The organism is Nocardia sp. CNS-044 (assembly GCF_059570515.1).
On the sequence record NZ_JCANSX010000008.1, the window covers coordinates 22,482 to 36,420 of the forward strand.

The window sequence follows — 13,939 nt, forward strand, 5'->3', positions numbered from 1 at the left end:
GCTGGCCGGCCGAGCTCCGCTGGTGGTCGCCATGGACGGGCCCTCGGGCACCGGGAAGTCCAGCGTCTCCCGGCGCCTCGCCACCCGGCTCGGCGCCCGCTACCTCGACACCGGCGCCATGTACCGGGTCGCCACCCTGCGGGTGCTGCGGACCGGCATCGAGCTCACCGACAGCGCGGCCATCGGCGCCGCGGTCAAGGAGCTGCCGCTGACGATCGGCACCGATCCCAGCCACGAGGTGATCGAGCTCGACGGCGAGGACGTGTCCGCCGAGATCCGCGGCGACGCCGTCACCAAGGCGGTCTCGGCCGTGTCCGCGGTGGCCGAGGTGCGCGAGCTGCTCGTCGCGTTGCAGCGCGAGATCACCGCGACAGCGCAACGCATCGTCGTGGAGGGCCGCGACATCGGCACCGTCGTGCTGCCCGACGCGGACGCCAAGATCTATCTGACCGCCTCCGCGGAGGCGCGCGCCGAACGGCGCAACCAACAGAACATCCAGGAAGGCCGCGGCGACGACTACGCGGCCGTGCTCGCCGACGTGCAGCGCCGCGACAACCTCGACTCCACCCGCAAGGTGTCCCCGCTGCGTCCCGCTGTGGACGCGGTGCTCGTGGACACCAGCGAGCTGAGCATGGACGAGGTCATCGACGAGCTGTACCACGTTGTCGCGCAGCAGATTTCGACAACGGGAGAGAATCGGTGACCGAGGACGTACTGGCCGGCGACGGCGTATGGAGCGACGAAACCGACTGGGAGATAGCCGATCTCGAGGGTGAGCAGGAGGGTGAGGAGCACCTCGCCATGCCGACGCTCGCGGTGGTCGGGCGTCCGAACGTGGGCAAGTCCACGCTGGTGAACCGAATTCTCGGCCGCCGCGAGGCCGTCGTCGAGGACGTCCCCGGCGTCACCCGCGACCGCATCTCCTACGAGGCGAGTTGGTCGGGTCGACGGTTCCTGGTGCAGGACACCGGCGGCTGGGAGCCCGACGCCAAGGGCTTGCAGCAGCACGTCGCTCGTCAGGCCGAGGTGGCCATGGCGACCGCCGACGCGATCCTGCTCGTGGTCGACGCGACCGTCGGGGCGACCGCGACCGACGAGGCCGCGGTGAAGAAGCTGCGCCGGTCGAAGATCCCGGTCATCCTGGTCGCCAACAAGGTCGACGACCAGCGCGTCGAGTCCGAGGCCGCGTCGCTGTGGTCGCTCGGGCTCGGCGAGCCGCGCATGGTCTCCGCCGCGCACGGCCGCGGCACCGGCGACCTGCTCGACGACGTGCTCGAGGTGCTGCCCGAGACGCCGCGCGAGGGCACCGGCGGCACCGGGCCGCGCCGCGTCGCGCTGGTCGGCAAGCCGAACGTCGGCAAGTCCAGCCTGATGAACAAACTGTCCGGCGACGAGCGCTCGGTGGTGCACGATGTCGCGGGCACCACCGTCGATCCGGTCGACTCGCTCGTCGACCTGGGCGGCAAGATCTGGAAATTCATCGACACCGCGGGTCTGCGCCGCAAGGTCGCCAACGCCAGCGGCACCGAGTTCTACGCCTCGCTGCGCACCAAGTCGGCGCTGGAGGCCTCCGAGGTGGCGATCATGCTGATCGACGCCTCGCAGCCGATCACCGAACAGGACCTGCGGGTGATCAGCCTGGTCGCCGACTCCGGGCGTGCGCTGGTGCTCGCCTTCAACAAGTGGGACCTGGTCGACGAGGACCGCCGTCTCCAGTTGGAGAAGGAAGTCGATCGCGAACTGGTCCGGGTGCCGTGGGCCCAGCGCGTCAACATCTCCGCGCACACCGGTCGCGCCGTGCAGAAGCTCGTGCCCGCCATGGAGACCGCGCTGGAATCCTGGGACAAGCGCATTTCCACGGGCCGCCTGAACACCTGGCTCAAGGAAGTCGTCGCGGCCACCCCGCCGCCGATGCGCGGCGGTCGTCTGCCGCGCGTCCTGTTCGCGACGCAGGCCTCCACCCGGCCGCCGACCTTCGTGCTGTTCACCACCGGCTTCCTGGAGGCGGGCTACCGCCGCTTCCTGGAGCGTCGTCTGCGCGAGGAATTCGGCTTCGACGGGTCGCCGGTGCGGATCTCGGTGCGTGTGCGGGAGAAGCGCGAGCGGAAGAAGTAGTCGAAGACGTCGCGGGCCCAGTCGTGGTGGCGGATCGACCAGATCCGCACCGGCCTCACATGACAGCCTCATACGGTTGGGCAGTGGACGCGGGTGACACTGGGCAGATGACGGATGGCGGCGGTACACGGCGCTGGCGGGGCATCGCCGCGCTGAGCCCCGGGCGACTGGCGATCGTCGGCCGGATCGGCACCGCCGCTCTGCACGCGCATCACTCGGTGCAGGTCATCGTCGCGGACGAGAACATGGTGCTCGCCGATGCCGCGGGGGAGCGGGTGGCCTGCCGCGCGGCCGTCATCCCACCGGATGTCGCCCACGCGGTGATTCACGGTGCGCCACGTGGGGCTGTGGTGCACCTGGATCCGGAGTCGGTGCCGGGTGCGCGGTGGGCGACGGTGGCGCGACCCCGCGAGACGGCGCGCGGATGGGCTTGCGCGGCAGTGGAATTGGGGTTGGAAGCCGCCGTGGACCGGTTGCGGCTCGAGCAGTTCTTCAGCCGATCATGGCCCGCCGCAGCAGGTGCTGTCGAACGGTCGATCAGCGAACCGAGTGCCGGTGAGCCGTCGCCCCGTGGATCTGGTGAAGCGTCACGGGACGAACTGGCTGCTGGCGCTCCGGAGGTCGATGAGGTCGGCGGCGGATTGCGCGTCGTGCGGCACATGGCCGAATGCTCGCCCGGCAAGGCGAGTGCTGGCGAACGGTCGTCCGGTGAGGCGGGTGCTGGTGAGCGGCCGCCCGGTGGGTGGGGAGCTGGTGAGCCGTTGTCCGGTGCGGCGAGTGCTGGTCGAAGGCCGCAGGCGTCACTCAGTGATGAAGCGGCTGCCTTCGTCGGCTGGGTGTGGTCGGCGTTCGAGTCGGGATCGGAGGCGGAGTGGCTGCGCGGCGGCGCGGGGGAGGCGGTGCGCCATCCCGCGGTGGCCGAGGTGCTGCGGCTGCTGCCGGAGCGAATCGCCGCGGGTCCGGTGCGGCTGGCCGACCTGGCCCGCGCCGTCCATCTGTCGGAAAGTCGTCTCGCGCATGTCTTCTCGGCCGAACTCGGTCTGCCGTTCCGTCCGTACCTGCGCTGGCTGCGAATCCAGCGCGCTGTCGAACTGCTCGCCGCGGGCCACTCGCTCACGGACGTGGCGCATGAGGCGGGCTTCGCCGACAGCGCACATTTGACCCGCGTCTGCCGCGCCATGTTCGGCGCTCCCCCTTCCCAATTCGGCGACCTCGACTGGCGAGGCGCTCTCCGTTGACGGCAGCGCCGCACCCCTCGGAGACCTGCCTTCGGTCAGCGGAGCAATTCGTCTGCCAGCAGCGCCCCGGGATCGGTTGCGCTGCAGGCGAAGCCGCCGCCGCACCGCGAATCCTGAACTCCCGGAACGAGCTCAGCGTCACGCCCGATCCGGAAGGCGCGGTCAGGACTTGGACACCGGGCAGCCGTGGGCAAGTGGGCTCAGCAGCTGGTTGTTGTCGTAGAAATGCTCGAGCTCGAGGATGCGCAAATCCTCACTGACCCTCGCGATCGTGACGCCGAACATCTCGATCGTCGCTCCGGTGGGCTGGTGCTCCCGGTACGGCCCGTCGTAGCGGCCCCAGTGCCGCCAGCGGAAGCTGACGGTGGGCGGGCCGGACAACACCTCCAGCACCTCCCAGAAGAAGCCGTTCGGGAAGGCGGTGTGGAAGATCTTGTGTGAGCTGTCGAAGGTCTCGGCTGCGGCCTCATAGTAGGGGTTGTCGCCGATCAGGATGTTGTAGCTGCCGATCCGCGCGAATTCCTCCGCGTCCTGCCAGGGACCGCCGTTCACCCGGCCGCGGTAGTGCTCGGCCACCAGTGACACCCATGTCGCCGGATCCTTCTTGTGCGAGACCTCCATCTCGAAGACCCGCACCAGATCCTCGACGATCGCTTCCAGCGATCCCGGTGCGTGTTCGGTGATCCGCTCGCGCGGCACGATCTCATCGGTCAGGCGGTAGTCCGGTGCGCCGTTGCGCCAGTCCTCGGCCGCGGCGGCCGCGACCACGGCATCACGGCCCCGCAACCACAGCGGCGTTTCGTCCGTGGGTGTCGAATCAGTTGTCTCAACTGTCATTTCGGTTCTCATCCCGTTGAAGCTTCTGGACGTGACGACCGTAACAGTCGGTCGATAGGTTGTCGCGGCATCTCGACTGCGCAGAGTAGCTCGAATGCTGTTGGGCTTCTGCGATATTCGTGTGCAGCAGTTCGTGCAACCCGCCACAGCGAGGTATCGTTGCGCAGGGTTGCGGACCCGGCCGCGGGTCATCGGATTCCGCGGTGGTCGACGCCGCCGAGAAATTGCTGTCGGTGACAGTCGGCGGTTCGGAGTCGCACTACGCCGCTTGCCAATTCGGCGAACTCGACTGGCGAGGCGCCGTCCATCGCCGGCAGCGCCGCCGGCCAGGCGGTAGTCGGACATCGTCGAGTTACTCGCGCACCTGAGCGTTCGTGGTGGAATGCGCCTCACCGCTGTCCACGCCCAGGCCCGCGAGCAGGCGCAGCCCATCCTCGGTGGGGCTGCCGGGGGCCGCGGAGAGCACCAGCAGCTCCATGCCGGATCCGTCCGGTAGTGCGAAGTTCTCGTGGTGCAGTTCCAGCAGTCCGACCAGCGGGTGCCGGTACGCCTTGCGTCCATGTGTGCGGGCGCGCACGTCCGCGCGGGCCCAGAGGCGGCGGAATCGCTCGCTGCCCATCGCCAGCTCGCCGATGAGCGAGGCCAGGCGGGGATCCTCGGGGTATTTGCCCGCGGCCAGGCGCAGGTGCCCGACCACGTCGAGGGTGCAATTCTCCCAGTCCGCGTACAGGCCGCGCTCGGTCTCCTCGAGGAAGATGTGCCGGGCGGTGTTCAGGCCCGGCATCGGCCGCCCGTAGAGGAGCCCGGCGAGACGGTTCCCGGCGAGCACGTCCAGGCGGTGGTCCATGATCAGCGCGGGTGCGTCGGCGACCAGGTCGAGGACGCGCAGCAACTCCGGCCGGACCCGCCCGCCCGGCGCCTTCGCGCGGCGGCGGCGCTGCCGGGCGAGCCGGTAGAGGTGCTCGCGTTCGGTCTCGTCGAGGCCGAGTACGCGGGCGAGCGCGTCGAGGACCTGCTCGGACGGCTGGGTCGCGCGGCCCTGCTCCAGGCGTACGTAGTAGTCGACGCTGACTCCGGACAGGTGCGCGACCTCTTCGCGGCGCAGCCCTTCGACCCGACGGTGCCTATCGGTGGGGATGCCGACGGACGCGGGGTCGACCCGCGAACGCCGGGTCCGCAGGAAGCCCGCAAGATCGTCCATGCCCCCAGTATCACCTCGATGGTGGCCGTGAAGGTGGTCCTGCTGTTACCAGGAAGTCCCGTCCGATGGAAGACGCGCCCCTGAACGCCCGGCGCCGCGGCGCCCAGGATCGAAGGCATCCGATCCGAAGGAGTTCCCATGAAGACGCTGATCGTCCACGCCCACCCGGAGCCGAAGTCGCTCAACAGCTCGCTGAAGGACCTCGCGGTGTCCACCTTGGAGACCGCCGGGCACGAGGTGCGGGTGAGCGATCTGTACGCGATGAACTGGAAGGCGGTCGTGGACGCCGCGGACTACGGCCCCGACGCTTCGAGTCCGCTGAAGGTCGCACGGGACTCGGGCCGGGCCTTCGACGCCGGGACGCTCACCGCGGACGTCCGAGCCGAGCAGGAGAAGCTGCTGTGGGCCGACACGATCATCTTCCAGTTCCCGCTGTGGTGGTACACGATGCCCGCGATCCTCAAAGGCTGGGTGGATCGGGTGTTCACCTACAACTTCGCGTACGGCGTCGGCGAGCACAGCGACACCAGGTACGGCGAGCGCTTCGGCGAAGGCACCCTCGCGGGTAGGAAGGCCTTGCTGTCGGTGACCGTCGGCGGCCCGGAATCGCATTACGCCGCTCGCGGGATCAACGGCCCCATCGATGACCTGCTGTTCCCGATCCACCACGGCATCCTCTACTACCCGGGCATCGAGTCGCTGCCGCCGTTCGTGCTGTACGGCGCGGACCGGATCACCGGCGAGGACTACCCGGACGTCGCCAAAGCTTGGGAGCAGCGCCTGCTCGCTCTGGAGTCGACCGAGCCGATCGCGTTCCGGCGGCAGAACTTCGGTGACTACGAGATCCCCTCCCTGCACCTGAAGGAGGGACTGGAGCCCGCGGGCCGCACGGGTTTCGGGCTGCACGTGTGCCCCTGACCTCCGGCGACGCGAAGGACGAGCTGGGAGGAGCCGCCCGAAGGCCGTGGCGAGTGCGGCACCTGCCAGGGTGTGCGTGGCCGGCACGAGGGTGGAAGGCGGCTATTCGGCGAGCGCCGATCGCAGGTGTTCGTAACCCGGTGCCAGGCAGCGGATCCGCGCCGCGAGTTCGGCATCGTTGCCGGTTACCAGCGAGTACTGGAGACTGCCGACAATGCGTGACTGTTCGACGGCGATGGTCGCCGCCCGGTGGCGGCCCACGCTCGACAGGCTCACCGCGGCGTCGGCCAAGCGGCGAGCGCCGACATGTATGCCGAACGCTTCCAGTAGGTCTCGGACGTGCGGCGGAAGTCCCGCGTCGACCAGTTCGGCGATCCGCTCCGCGGAGTCTGCCGCGCCCGTCAGCCAGCGGACTGCTTTCGGCAATGCGTTCTTCAGTGCCGCCTCGATGGAAACGGGACGCGCACGGACGAATTCCGACCGCATGATGAAAGGGCCGTCGGCGTAGGCGATCTCGTCCGCCCGCCACGCCACCGCGAGATCGGCGGCGGGCAGCGTCGCGTACGGATGACCCTGAGGGTCATGCAGGACAACGACATCCGCCTCCATCGCGAGCGCCACGACATAGTGGTCCGCACCGATAGCCGCGCGGGAGCCTGGCCGGTAGCTCAGCAACCCCATGTCGAGCGGACCTACCAGGACCGGGCCGTGCTCGAGCGCGGCGCGGAGCCGGTCCACGGCGTCGGCGGCGGACCCGCCCTTCCTGCGCGCGCACCGCCATCCCAGCAGATCGATCGCCGCGTCCAGGCCGATCTCCGGGTGCCAGCCGACCGGATCGAAGTACGGTTGCTCGCGTTCCACCTGCGCGCCGAACGGCGCTCCGGTCAGGGTCTCGATCACCCCGACAGGTGGTGCGTGCTCGCCGAGCAGCATGGCGAGGGAGTTGCTGTAGCAGTAGGGGCCGGAGCCGATGTAGGGATGCATGGGCCCAGCCAACGACCTGACACGGTGTGAGAGTCAAGCAGCAGGTTTGTTCAAGACTTCGGCCCGGCTGGTCGACGAGGCTCGATGGCGAGACATTCCCGCTCTTCCAGGAGGAAACCGTGGCTCCGATGCCGCCCACCGTCCGCACCGCCTTCGAGGACGAACTGCGTTCGGCAAGCGCCGCAACAGATCTCGACGACATGTGGCGCGCGTTGGAGCGCGCGCACATTCTGTCCCAGCGCTGGCCGTGGCCGCACACCCGCGCGCACTGGCACATGCTGCGGCTGGCGTTGCGATGCCGCGACAGGAAGGAAGCGCTGGGCCAGGTGGTCCGGCTGTCGGGCGCGGGTCTCGGCTCGGCGGTCGGCAGGGTGCCGATCGGCAACACCGGTCGCGCCACCGTCGGCATCTTCCAGCCCATGCCGATCCCGGCCGACTTGGCGGCGATCCTCGAGGCGGGCGAGACCGCGCGCACCTAGCCGAATGCCTACTACGGCCTGTCGTTTTGGGCGTAGGATGGCGGCAGTTGGTCGTCACGAGCTCAGGGGAGGTCGGACATGCGAGCGGTAGAGCGTATTCGGAACCATTCGCGGACCCTGCGACGGGCCAAGCGCCATCGCACGGATCTGGTCGGCTGGCTGGCGCGCAGACCGCAGCTGCTGGCGAGCACGGCGTTCTACGAGACGATGCTGATCTTCGCCAACCGTCTCGACCCGCGGCTCAAAGAGCTGGCCGAACTGAAGGCCGCGGGCTTGGTGAACTGCGAGTTCTGTCTCGACATCGGCTCGGCCATCGCGCAGAGCAGCGGGCTCACCGAGCGGCAGATCACCGATCTGCCGCGCTACCGGACCAGCGACGCCTACACCGAGCTGGAGAAGCTGGTCATCGCCTACGCCGAGGCCGTCACGGCGACGCCCGCGATCGAGCTGGACGAGCTGCGCAAGCAGCTGCTGACCCATCTCACCAAGGCGCAGCTCACCGAGCTGGCCACCGCCATCGCCTGGGAGAACCAGCGCGGCAGGCTCAACCAGGCGCTCGGCGTGCGGCCCACCGGCATGTCCGAGGGCATGGCGTGTGCGATTCCCGAGTCCCGATTGGGCTGACCGGAGTGCCGGACGGGCCGACCCGGCCGCGCCTGGCATCATCCGACCATGGTCATTCCCAGCGCGCTGCCGGAACGTCCGTCCGGGACCCCCTTCCAGACGGGGTGGCCGGTTCGTCTCGCCGACACCGACAGACAACAGCGGCTTCGCCTCGACGCCGTGGCCCGCTACCTGCAGGACATCGGCTTCGAACATCTCGACGCGGTGGAGGACGGCGATACCCACCGCGGCTGGGTGGTGCGCCGCACGGTGATCGACGTGCTCAAGCCGGTGGTGTGGGGAGAGCGGGTGACCCTGCACCGCTGGTGCTCGGCGCTGTCGAACCGCTGGTGCAACATGCGCGTGCAGATCTTCGGCAGTGCGGGCGGTCTGATCGAGACCGAGGCCTTCCTGATCCACTTCGGCATCGAGAGCGGCGTGCCCACCAGGATGAGCGACCGCTTCATGGCGCCGATGCTGGCCAGCACCTCCGAGCATCGCCTGCGCTGGCAGGCCGCCCTCACCGAGCCGATGCCCGACCTGACGGCGGCTGATGTCGAGGTGCTGCCCTTCCCGCTCCGGGTGGCCGACATCGACATGCTCGACCACGTCAACAACGCCGTCTACCTCGGCGCGCTCGAGGAGTTGCTGACTCGGCACAGCGACCTGATCTCGGCCGCGCACCGGGTGGTCATCGAGTACGCCAAGCCGCTCGAGTCGCGCGACGAGGTCAGGGTGATCGGCCGTCGGGTCGGCGACACCCTGGACGCCTGGCTCGCCGTCGGCGACGAGGCCCGCGCGGTCGCTCGCGTCACCCCGCGCTGAGCGGACGGGAGTGACGATGCGGTCTCGGGCTCCGCGGAACCCGTGACCGAGATCCTTAGGTGAGCTAACGTGTCGATGAAGACCGGGTGGCTCATCGTGGAGGCGTACCTATGGCGGACTTGGCACGGGCCGCGCGACAAACCGAGCGAGTCGCGCGGTTGTACGCCGAGCACCGGCAGATCCGGGACGCGAAACCGAGCGCGGAAATCAGCGCGACGATCCGGCAACCGGGGATGCGGTTACCGCGCATCGTCGAAACCCTCATGACCGGCTATGCCGATCGGCCCGCACTCGGCAGCCGGTCGGTGGAGCTGACCACCGACCCGCGGACCGGCCGCCGGACGACGCGTCTGCTGCCGTCCTTCGAGACCATCACCTATGGCGAGGTGTGGGCGCGCGTCGGCGCGGTCGCCGCCGATTGGCATCACGAGATCGGCTTGCGCGCGGGCGATTTCGTCGCCGTCCTCGGTTTCACCAGTGCCGAGTACACCATCCTGGATCTGGCCTGCGTGCACGTCGGCGCTGTCGCGGTGCCGTTGCAAGCCAGTGCGCCCGTCACGCAGCTGCGCTCCATTCTCGCCGAGACCGCGCCGCGGATTCTCGCCACGAGTCTGGATCTGCTCGACCACGCCGTGGACTGTGTGCTCGACGGCCATACTCCTGATCGCTTGATCGTCTTCGACTACCAGCATGGCGCCGACGATCAGCGCGAGGCACTGGCGGCCGCCCGCCGTCGACTGGCCTCGACCCCGATCGTGATCGACACTTTCGACGACGTCATCGTTCGCGGCCGCGGACACGCGCCCGCACCCCTGCACGATCCCGACGACGATCCGCTGACGCTGCTCATCTACACCTCCGGCAGCACCGGAACGCCGAAGGGCGCCATGTACACCGGCAGCTTGGTAACCGCGATGTGGCTGGCCCAGCCGGTGGTCTCGGCGATCAACCTCAACTACATGCCGATGAGCCACGTGGCGGGCCGGATGACGCTGCACGGCGTGCTCGCCCGCGGCGGCACGGCGTATTTCGCGGCGGCGAGCGACATGTCGACGCTGTTCGAGGACATCGCCCTGGTGCGGCCGACCGAATTGTTCTTCGTGCCGCGCGTGTGCGACATGGTCTTTCAGCGGTATCAGAGCGAATTGGACCGCGGGGCCGGTGGCGGCGTCGCGTCCGCCGAGCTCGCGGAACAGGTGAAAAGCACACTGCGGCAAGACTTCTTCGGTGGCCGCTACATGACCGCGATCTGCGGCAGCGCCCCGCTCGCCGCCGAGATGAAGACATTCCTGGAATCCGTACTCGACCTGGATCTGCACGACGGTTACGGCTCGACCGAGGCGGGCGGCGGACTGGTCATCGACACCCTCGTGCGCAGGCCGCCGGTGCTGGACTACAAGCTCGTCGACGTCCCGGAACTCGGCTATTTCCAGACCGATTCGCCGCATCCGCGCGGCGAGCTGCTGCTGAAGACGACCGCGATGATCTCCGGGTACTACCGGCGCCCCGATCTGGACGCCGAGATCTTCGACGAGGACGGCTTCTACCGCACCGGCGACATCGTCGCCGAACTCGGCCCGGACCGCCTGGTCTACGTGGACCGTCGCAACAACGTGCTGAAGCTGTCCCAGGGCGAATTCGTGACGGTCGCCAAGCTGGAGGCCGTGTTCGCGGGCAGTCCGCTGGTGCGGCAGATCTTCGTGCACGGCAGCAGTGAACGGGCCTACCTGCTCGCGGTGATCGTGCCCACCGACGAAGCGCTGAACCGTTGGGAGGGAGCGGAACTCACCGCGGCGCTGAGCGAATCACTGCAACAGGTCGCCAAGGACGCGGAGCTGAACTCCTACGAGGTCCCGCGCGATTTCCTGATCGAGATCGAGCCGTTCAGCGCGGCGAACGGCTTGCTCTCCGGCATCGGAAAGCTCTTGCGCCCCAAGCTGAAACAGCGATATGGCGCACGCCTGGAGCAGCTCTACGCCGACCTGGCGGCGGCCCAGAACGACGAATTACTCGCGCTGCGCCACGAGGCGGGCACGCGGCCGGTGCTGGAGATCGTCGGCCGGGCGACCCGCGCCCTGCTCGGGTGCGCGGGCGCGGACATCCGTCCCGACGCGCGTTTCGCCGATCTCGGCGGCGACTCGCTGTCGGCCCTTTCCCTGTCGAACCTGCTCGGTGACATCTTCGGTGTCGAGGTGCCGGTGGGCGTGGTGACCAGCCCGGCCAACGATCTGCGCAGGCTCGCCGACTACATCGACGCCGCCAACGAAACGGACAGGCGGCGGCCGACATTCGCGTCCGTGCACGGCGACGGCCCGCGGGTGACCGCCGCACAGCTGACCCTGGAAGCCTTTCTGGATCCGGCGACACTGGTGGCCGCGACCGACCTGACCCCGGCCGCCGGTCCGCCTCGGACGGTGCTGCTCACCGGAGCCAACGGCTACCTCGGCCGATTCCTCTGCCTGGAGTGGCTCGAACGGCTGAACAGCTCAGGGGGACAGCTGATCTGCCTGGTGCGCGGCACCGACGCGTACGCCGCGCGCCAACGGCTCGAGGAGTCTTTCGACACCGGCGACGCCGACCTGCTCGGCCGCATCCGCGAACTGGCCGACGGCAACCTCGAGGTCCTAGCAGCCGATATCGGTGAGCCGAAACTCGGTGTGGACGAAGCTACTTGGCGACGGCTTGCCGCCGAGGTCGATCTGATCGCGCACCCGGCGGCGCTGGTCAATCACGTCCTGCCGTACCGGCAGCTGTTCGGTCCCAACGTGGTCGGCACGGCCGAGCTGATCCGGCTGGCGCTCACCGCGCGCCGCAAGCCGATCACCTACCTGTCGACGGTGGCGGTCGCCGCGCAGATCGATCCGTCGAAGTTCGCCGAGGACGGCGACATTCGCGAGATGAGCCCCGTGCGCGTCCTCGACGAGAGTTACGCCAACGGCTACGGCACCAGCAAATGGGCGGGCGAAGTGCTGCTGCGCGAAGCCAACGACCGCTTCGGACTTCCGGTCGCGGTCTTCCGTTCGGACATGATCCTGGCGCACAGCCGGTACACCGGTCAGCTCAACCTGCCGGACATGTTCACCCGCTTGCTGCTCAGCCTGCTCGCCACGGGTATCGCGCCGCGATCGTTCTACCGGACCGACGCCGCCGGTCGGCCTCGTCGCGCCCACTACGACGGCCTGCCAGTGGATTTCACCGCCGCCGCAATCACCGCGCTCGGTGCCGCCGCCACCGACGGCTTCCGCACCTACGACGTGCTCAACCCGCACGACGACGGGATCTCCCTGGACACCTTCGTCGACTGGCTGATCGAGGCGGGGCACCCGATCCACCGCATCGCCGACTACGACGACTGGTTCATCCGTTTCGAATCCGGCCTGCGCGCCCTCCCCGAGCATCAGCGCGTCAACACCCTGCTGCCGCTGCTGCACGCGTTCCGGCGTCCGGCGCGGCCATTGCGCGGCGCGGCGCTGCCCGCCGAGCACTTCCGCGCCGCCGTCCGATCCCTCGGACTGCCCGACGCGGGGGACATCCCGCACCTGTCGCCGCGACTGATCGAGAAGTACGTGAGCGATCTGCGTCAGCACAAGCTGCTCTGATCGAAGATTCTTCGCGCCGACGGCTGATCGCCGCAGCACCGCGACCTGATAGGCGCAGCGCCGCAGGCTGATCGGCACAGCGCCGCGCACCCAGCGTTCGGGTGCGCGACGCCGTTTCGCTCGGATCAGGACCCCACGAACTGATCACCGGCGATCGACTGGGACGGCGCACCGTCCACGCCGACCGGAATGTCCCCTTCGAGCGTGGTCCGGTAGAGCACCCGGGTGACGCTCAGGTGATCGAGGTCGCTCGGAGCGAGATGGGCGGTGGCCCGGTTGTCCCAGAACGCGAGACTGCCCTTCTGCCAACGGAACCGGACGGTGTAGGTGGGATCGGAAAGCTCCTCGAACAGCAGCTTCAGCACCGCGTCGCTCTGGCGCGGACTGAGTCCGACAATCCTGGTGGTGAAGCCCGGATTGACGAACAGAATCCGCTCGCCGGTGACCGGATGCACCCGCACTACCGGATGTTCGGTGACCAGCGGAGCCTTGGCCACCTTCTTCGCGTAGTCGCTGTCCGCCTGCCACGCGGGCTGCTTGCCGCCGAAGCGATGCTCGGCGCGCAGACCGTCGATGAAGTTCCTGAGCGACTCGGGCAGACCCGCGTAGGCGGCGGCCAGGTTCGTCCAGCTGGTGTCGCCGCCGCGCTCCGGTGCGATCTCCGCGCGCAGCAGCGAGGCGGCGGGCGGGTTGATCAGCGGCGAGACGTCGGTGTGCCAGTGATTGGTGTAGCTGAATTTCTTGACGCCGAAACGCTTCTCGTACAGGCGGCTGTCCACCGCGAGGATTTCCGGGAACTCGGTGGGCGCGTCGTCGTCGTACGGGTGCGAGGGCGTGACCGCGCCGAAACGCCGGGAGAAGGCGATCTGCTCGGCGTGGCCGATGTGCTGGTCGCGGAAGAACAGCACCTTGTGCTCGTGCAGCGCCGCGGTGATGTCGGCGACCTGCTGGTCGGTGAGGTCGGCGCGTAGATCGACGCCGGAGACCTCCGCGCCGATGTGCCCGGCGACGGGAGCGATGTGGACGGTGGCGGTGGGGACTTCGCTGACGGCGGTCATGATCGTGTCTTTCGAAGAGGGATCGGAGGTGGGCGGCGGCAACGGCGACAGGTGCTGCTGCCGAGGCGCATGTAGTCGACTT

General features: G+C 68.8%; 12 protein-coding genes. 8 read left to right on the forward strand and 4 right to left on the reverse strand.

Features of this window, described 5'->3' with window-relative positions:
- The first annotated feature begins 31 nt into the window (after nt 1–31).
- From cmk to T333_RS19350, 3 genes are all read left to right on the forward strand, one after another.
- Entirely contained in the window at nt 32–703 is a 672-nt protein-coding gene (cmk, locus tag T333_RS19340; RefSeq protein ID WP_355003458.1) for a (d)CMP kinase, read from the forward strand.
- Nucleotides 700–2,115: a ribosome biogenesis GTPase Der gene (gene der / locus T333_RS19345; RefSeq protein ID WP_355003118.1), complete on the forward strand. Its 1,416-nt coding sequence runs from the start codon at nt 700–702 to the stop codon at nt 2,113–2,115. Before cmk ends, der begins: the two co-directional genes overlap by 4 nt.
- A gap of 107 nt (nt 2,116–2,222) precedes the next feature.
- The gene (locus T333_RS19350; protein ID WP_496425341.1) at nt 2,223–3,353 is read left to right on the forward strand and encodes a helix-turn-helix transcriptional regulator; all 1,131 of its coding nucleotides are present in this window, start codon (nt 2,223–2,225) and stop codon (nt 3,351–3,353) included.
- A gap of 162 nt (nt 3,354–3,515) precedes the next feature.
- Here the strand turns inward: T333_RS19350 and T333_RS19355 are convergent, their stop codons facing one another.
- Both T333_RS19355 and T333_RS19360 read right to left on the reverse strand, forming a co-directional pair.
- On the reverse strand, nt 3,516–4,190 hold the full coding sequence (locus tag T333_RS19355; RefSeq protein ID WP_496425342.1) for a SnoaL-like polyketide cyclase: 675 nt from the start codon (nt 4,188–4,190) through the stop codon (nt 3,516–3,518).
- Between the two features lie 352 nt (nt 4,191–4,542).
- On the reverse strand, nt 4,543–5,391 hold the full coding sequence (locus T333_RS19360; RefSeq protein WP_496425343.1) for a helix-turn-helix transcriptional regulator: 849 nt from the start codon (nt 5,389–5,391) through the stop codon (nt 4,543–4,545).
- Nucleotides 5,392–5,529: 138 nt separating this feature from the next.
- Here T333_RS19360 and T333_RS19365 point away from each other — a divergent pair, with 138 nt between their 5' ends.
- Complete coding sequence (locus tag T333_RS19365; RefSeq protein WP_496425344.1) at nt 5,530–6,309, forward strand: NAD(P)H-dependent oxidoreductase; 780 nt, start codon at nt 5,530–5,532, stop codon at nt 6,307–6,309.
- A gap of 102 nt (nt 6,310–6,411) precedes the next feature.
- Here the strand turns inward: T333_RS19365 and T333_RS19370 are convergent, their stop codons facing one another.
- Nucleotides 6,412–7,293 (reverse strand): YobF C-terminal domain-containing protein, encoded by an 882-nt coding sequence (locus T333_RS19370; protein WP_496425345.1) that lies wholly within the window; start codon nt 7,291–7,293, stop codon nt 6,412–6,414.
- Nucleotides 7,294–7,412: 119 nt separating this feature from the next.
- Here T333_RS19370 and T333_RS19375 point away from each other — a divergent pair, with 119 nt between their 5' ends.
- The 4 genes from T333_RS19375 (at nt 7,413) to car (ending at nt 12,799) form a co-directional block, all read left to right on the forward strand.
- Nucleotides 7,413–7,772, forward strand: coding sequence for a DUF3703 domain-containing protein (locus T333_RS19375; RefSeq protein ID WP_496425346.1), 360 nt, complete (start codon nt 7,413–7,415; stop codon nt 7,770–7,772).
- A gap of 78 nt (nt 7,773–7,850) precedes the next feature.
- Nucleotides 7,851–8,396: a carboxymuconolactone decarboxylase family protein gene (locus T333_RS19380; protein ID WP_496425347.1), complete on the forward strand. Its 546-nt coding sequence runs from the start codon at nt 7,851–7,853 to the stop codon at nt 8,394–8,396.
- A 48-nt stretch (nt 8,397–8,444) separates the two neighbouring features.
- A complete protein-coding gene (locus T333_RS19385) occupies nt 8,445–9,200 on the forward strand; it encodes an acyl-[acyl-carrier-protein] thioesterase (protein ID WP_496425348.1) in 756 nt (251 codons plus the stop codon).
- 110 nt (nt 9,201–9,310) lie between these two features.
- A complete protein-coding gene (gene car / locus T333_RS19390; protein WP_496425349.1) occupies nt 9,311–12,799 on the forward strand; it encodes a carboxylic acid reductase in 3,489 nt (1,162 codons plus the stop codon).
- A 125-nt stretch (nt 12,800–12,924) separates the two neighbouring features.
- On the opposite strand, the gene T333_RS19395 is transcribed toward car, so the two are convergent.
- Nucleotides 12,925–13,857, reverse strand: a complete 933-nt coding sequence (locus T333_RS19395) for a TauD/TfdA dioxygenase family protein (protein ID WP_496425350.1) — start codon at nt 13,855–13,857, stop codon at nt 12,925–12,927.
- Nucleotides 13,858–13,939 lie beyond the last annotated feature (82 nt).

Bases quoted from the DNA above. Each gene is read 5' to 3' on its own strand.
- cmk (WP_355003458.1), top strand. From the start codon at position 32: ATGGACGGGCCCTCGGGCACCGGGAAGTCCAGCGTCTCCCGGCGCCTC.
- T333_RS19350 (WP_496425341.1), top strand. From the start codon at position 2,223: ATGACGGATGGCGGCGGTACACGGCGCTGGCGGGGCATCGCCGCGCTG.
- T333_RS19355 (WP_496425342.1), bottom strand. From the start codon at position 4,190: ATGACAGTTGAGACAACTGATTCGACACCCACGGACGAAACGCCGCTG.
- T333_RS19360 (WP_496425343.1), bottom strand. From the start codon at position 5,391: ATGGACGATCTTGCGGGCTTCCTGCGGACCCGGCGTTCGCGGGTCGAC.
- T333_RS19365 (WP_496425344.1), top strand. From the start codon at position 5,530: ATGAAGACGCTGATCGTCCACGCCCACCCGGAGCCGAAGTCGCTCAAC.
- T333_RS19370 (WP_496425345.1), bottom strand. From the start codon at position 7,293: ATGCATCCCTACATCGGCTCCGGCCCCTACTGCTACAGCAACTCCCTC.
- T333_RS19380 (WP_496425347.1), top strand. From the start codon at position 7,851: ATGCGAGCGGTAGAGCGTATTCGGAACCATTCGCGGACCCTGCGACGG.
- T333_RS19385 (WP_496425348.1), top strand. From the start codon at position 8,445: ATGGTCATTCCCAGCGCGCTGCCGGAACGTCCGTCCGGGACCCCCTTC.
- car (WP_496425349.1), top strand. From the start codon at position 9,311: ATGGCGGACTTGGCACGGGCCGCGCGACAAACCGAGCGAGTCGCGCGG.
- T333_RS19395 (WP_496425350.1), bottom strand. From the start codon at position 13,857: ATGACCGCCGTCAGCGAAGTCCCCACCGCCACCGTCCACATCGCTCCC.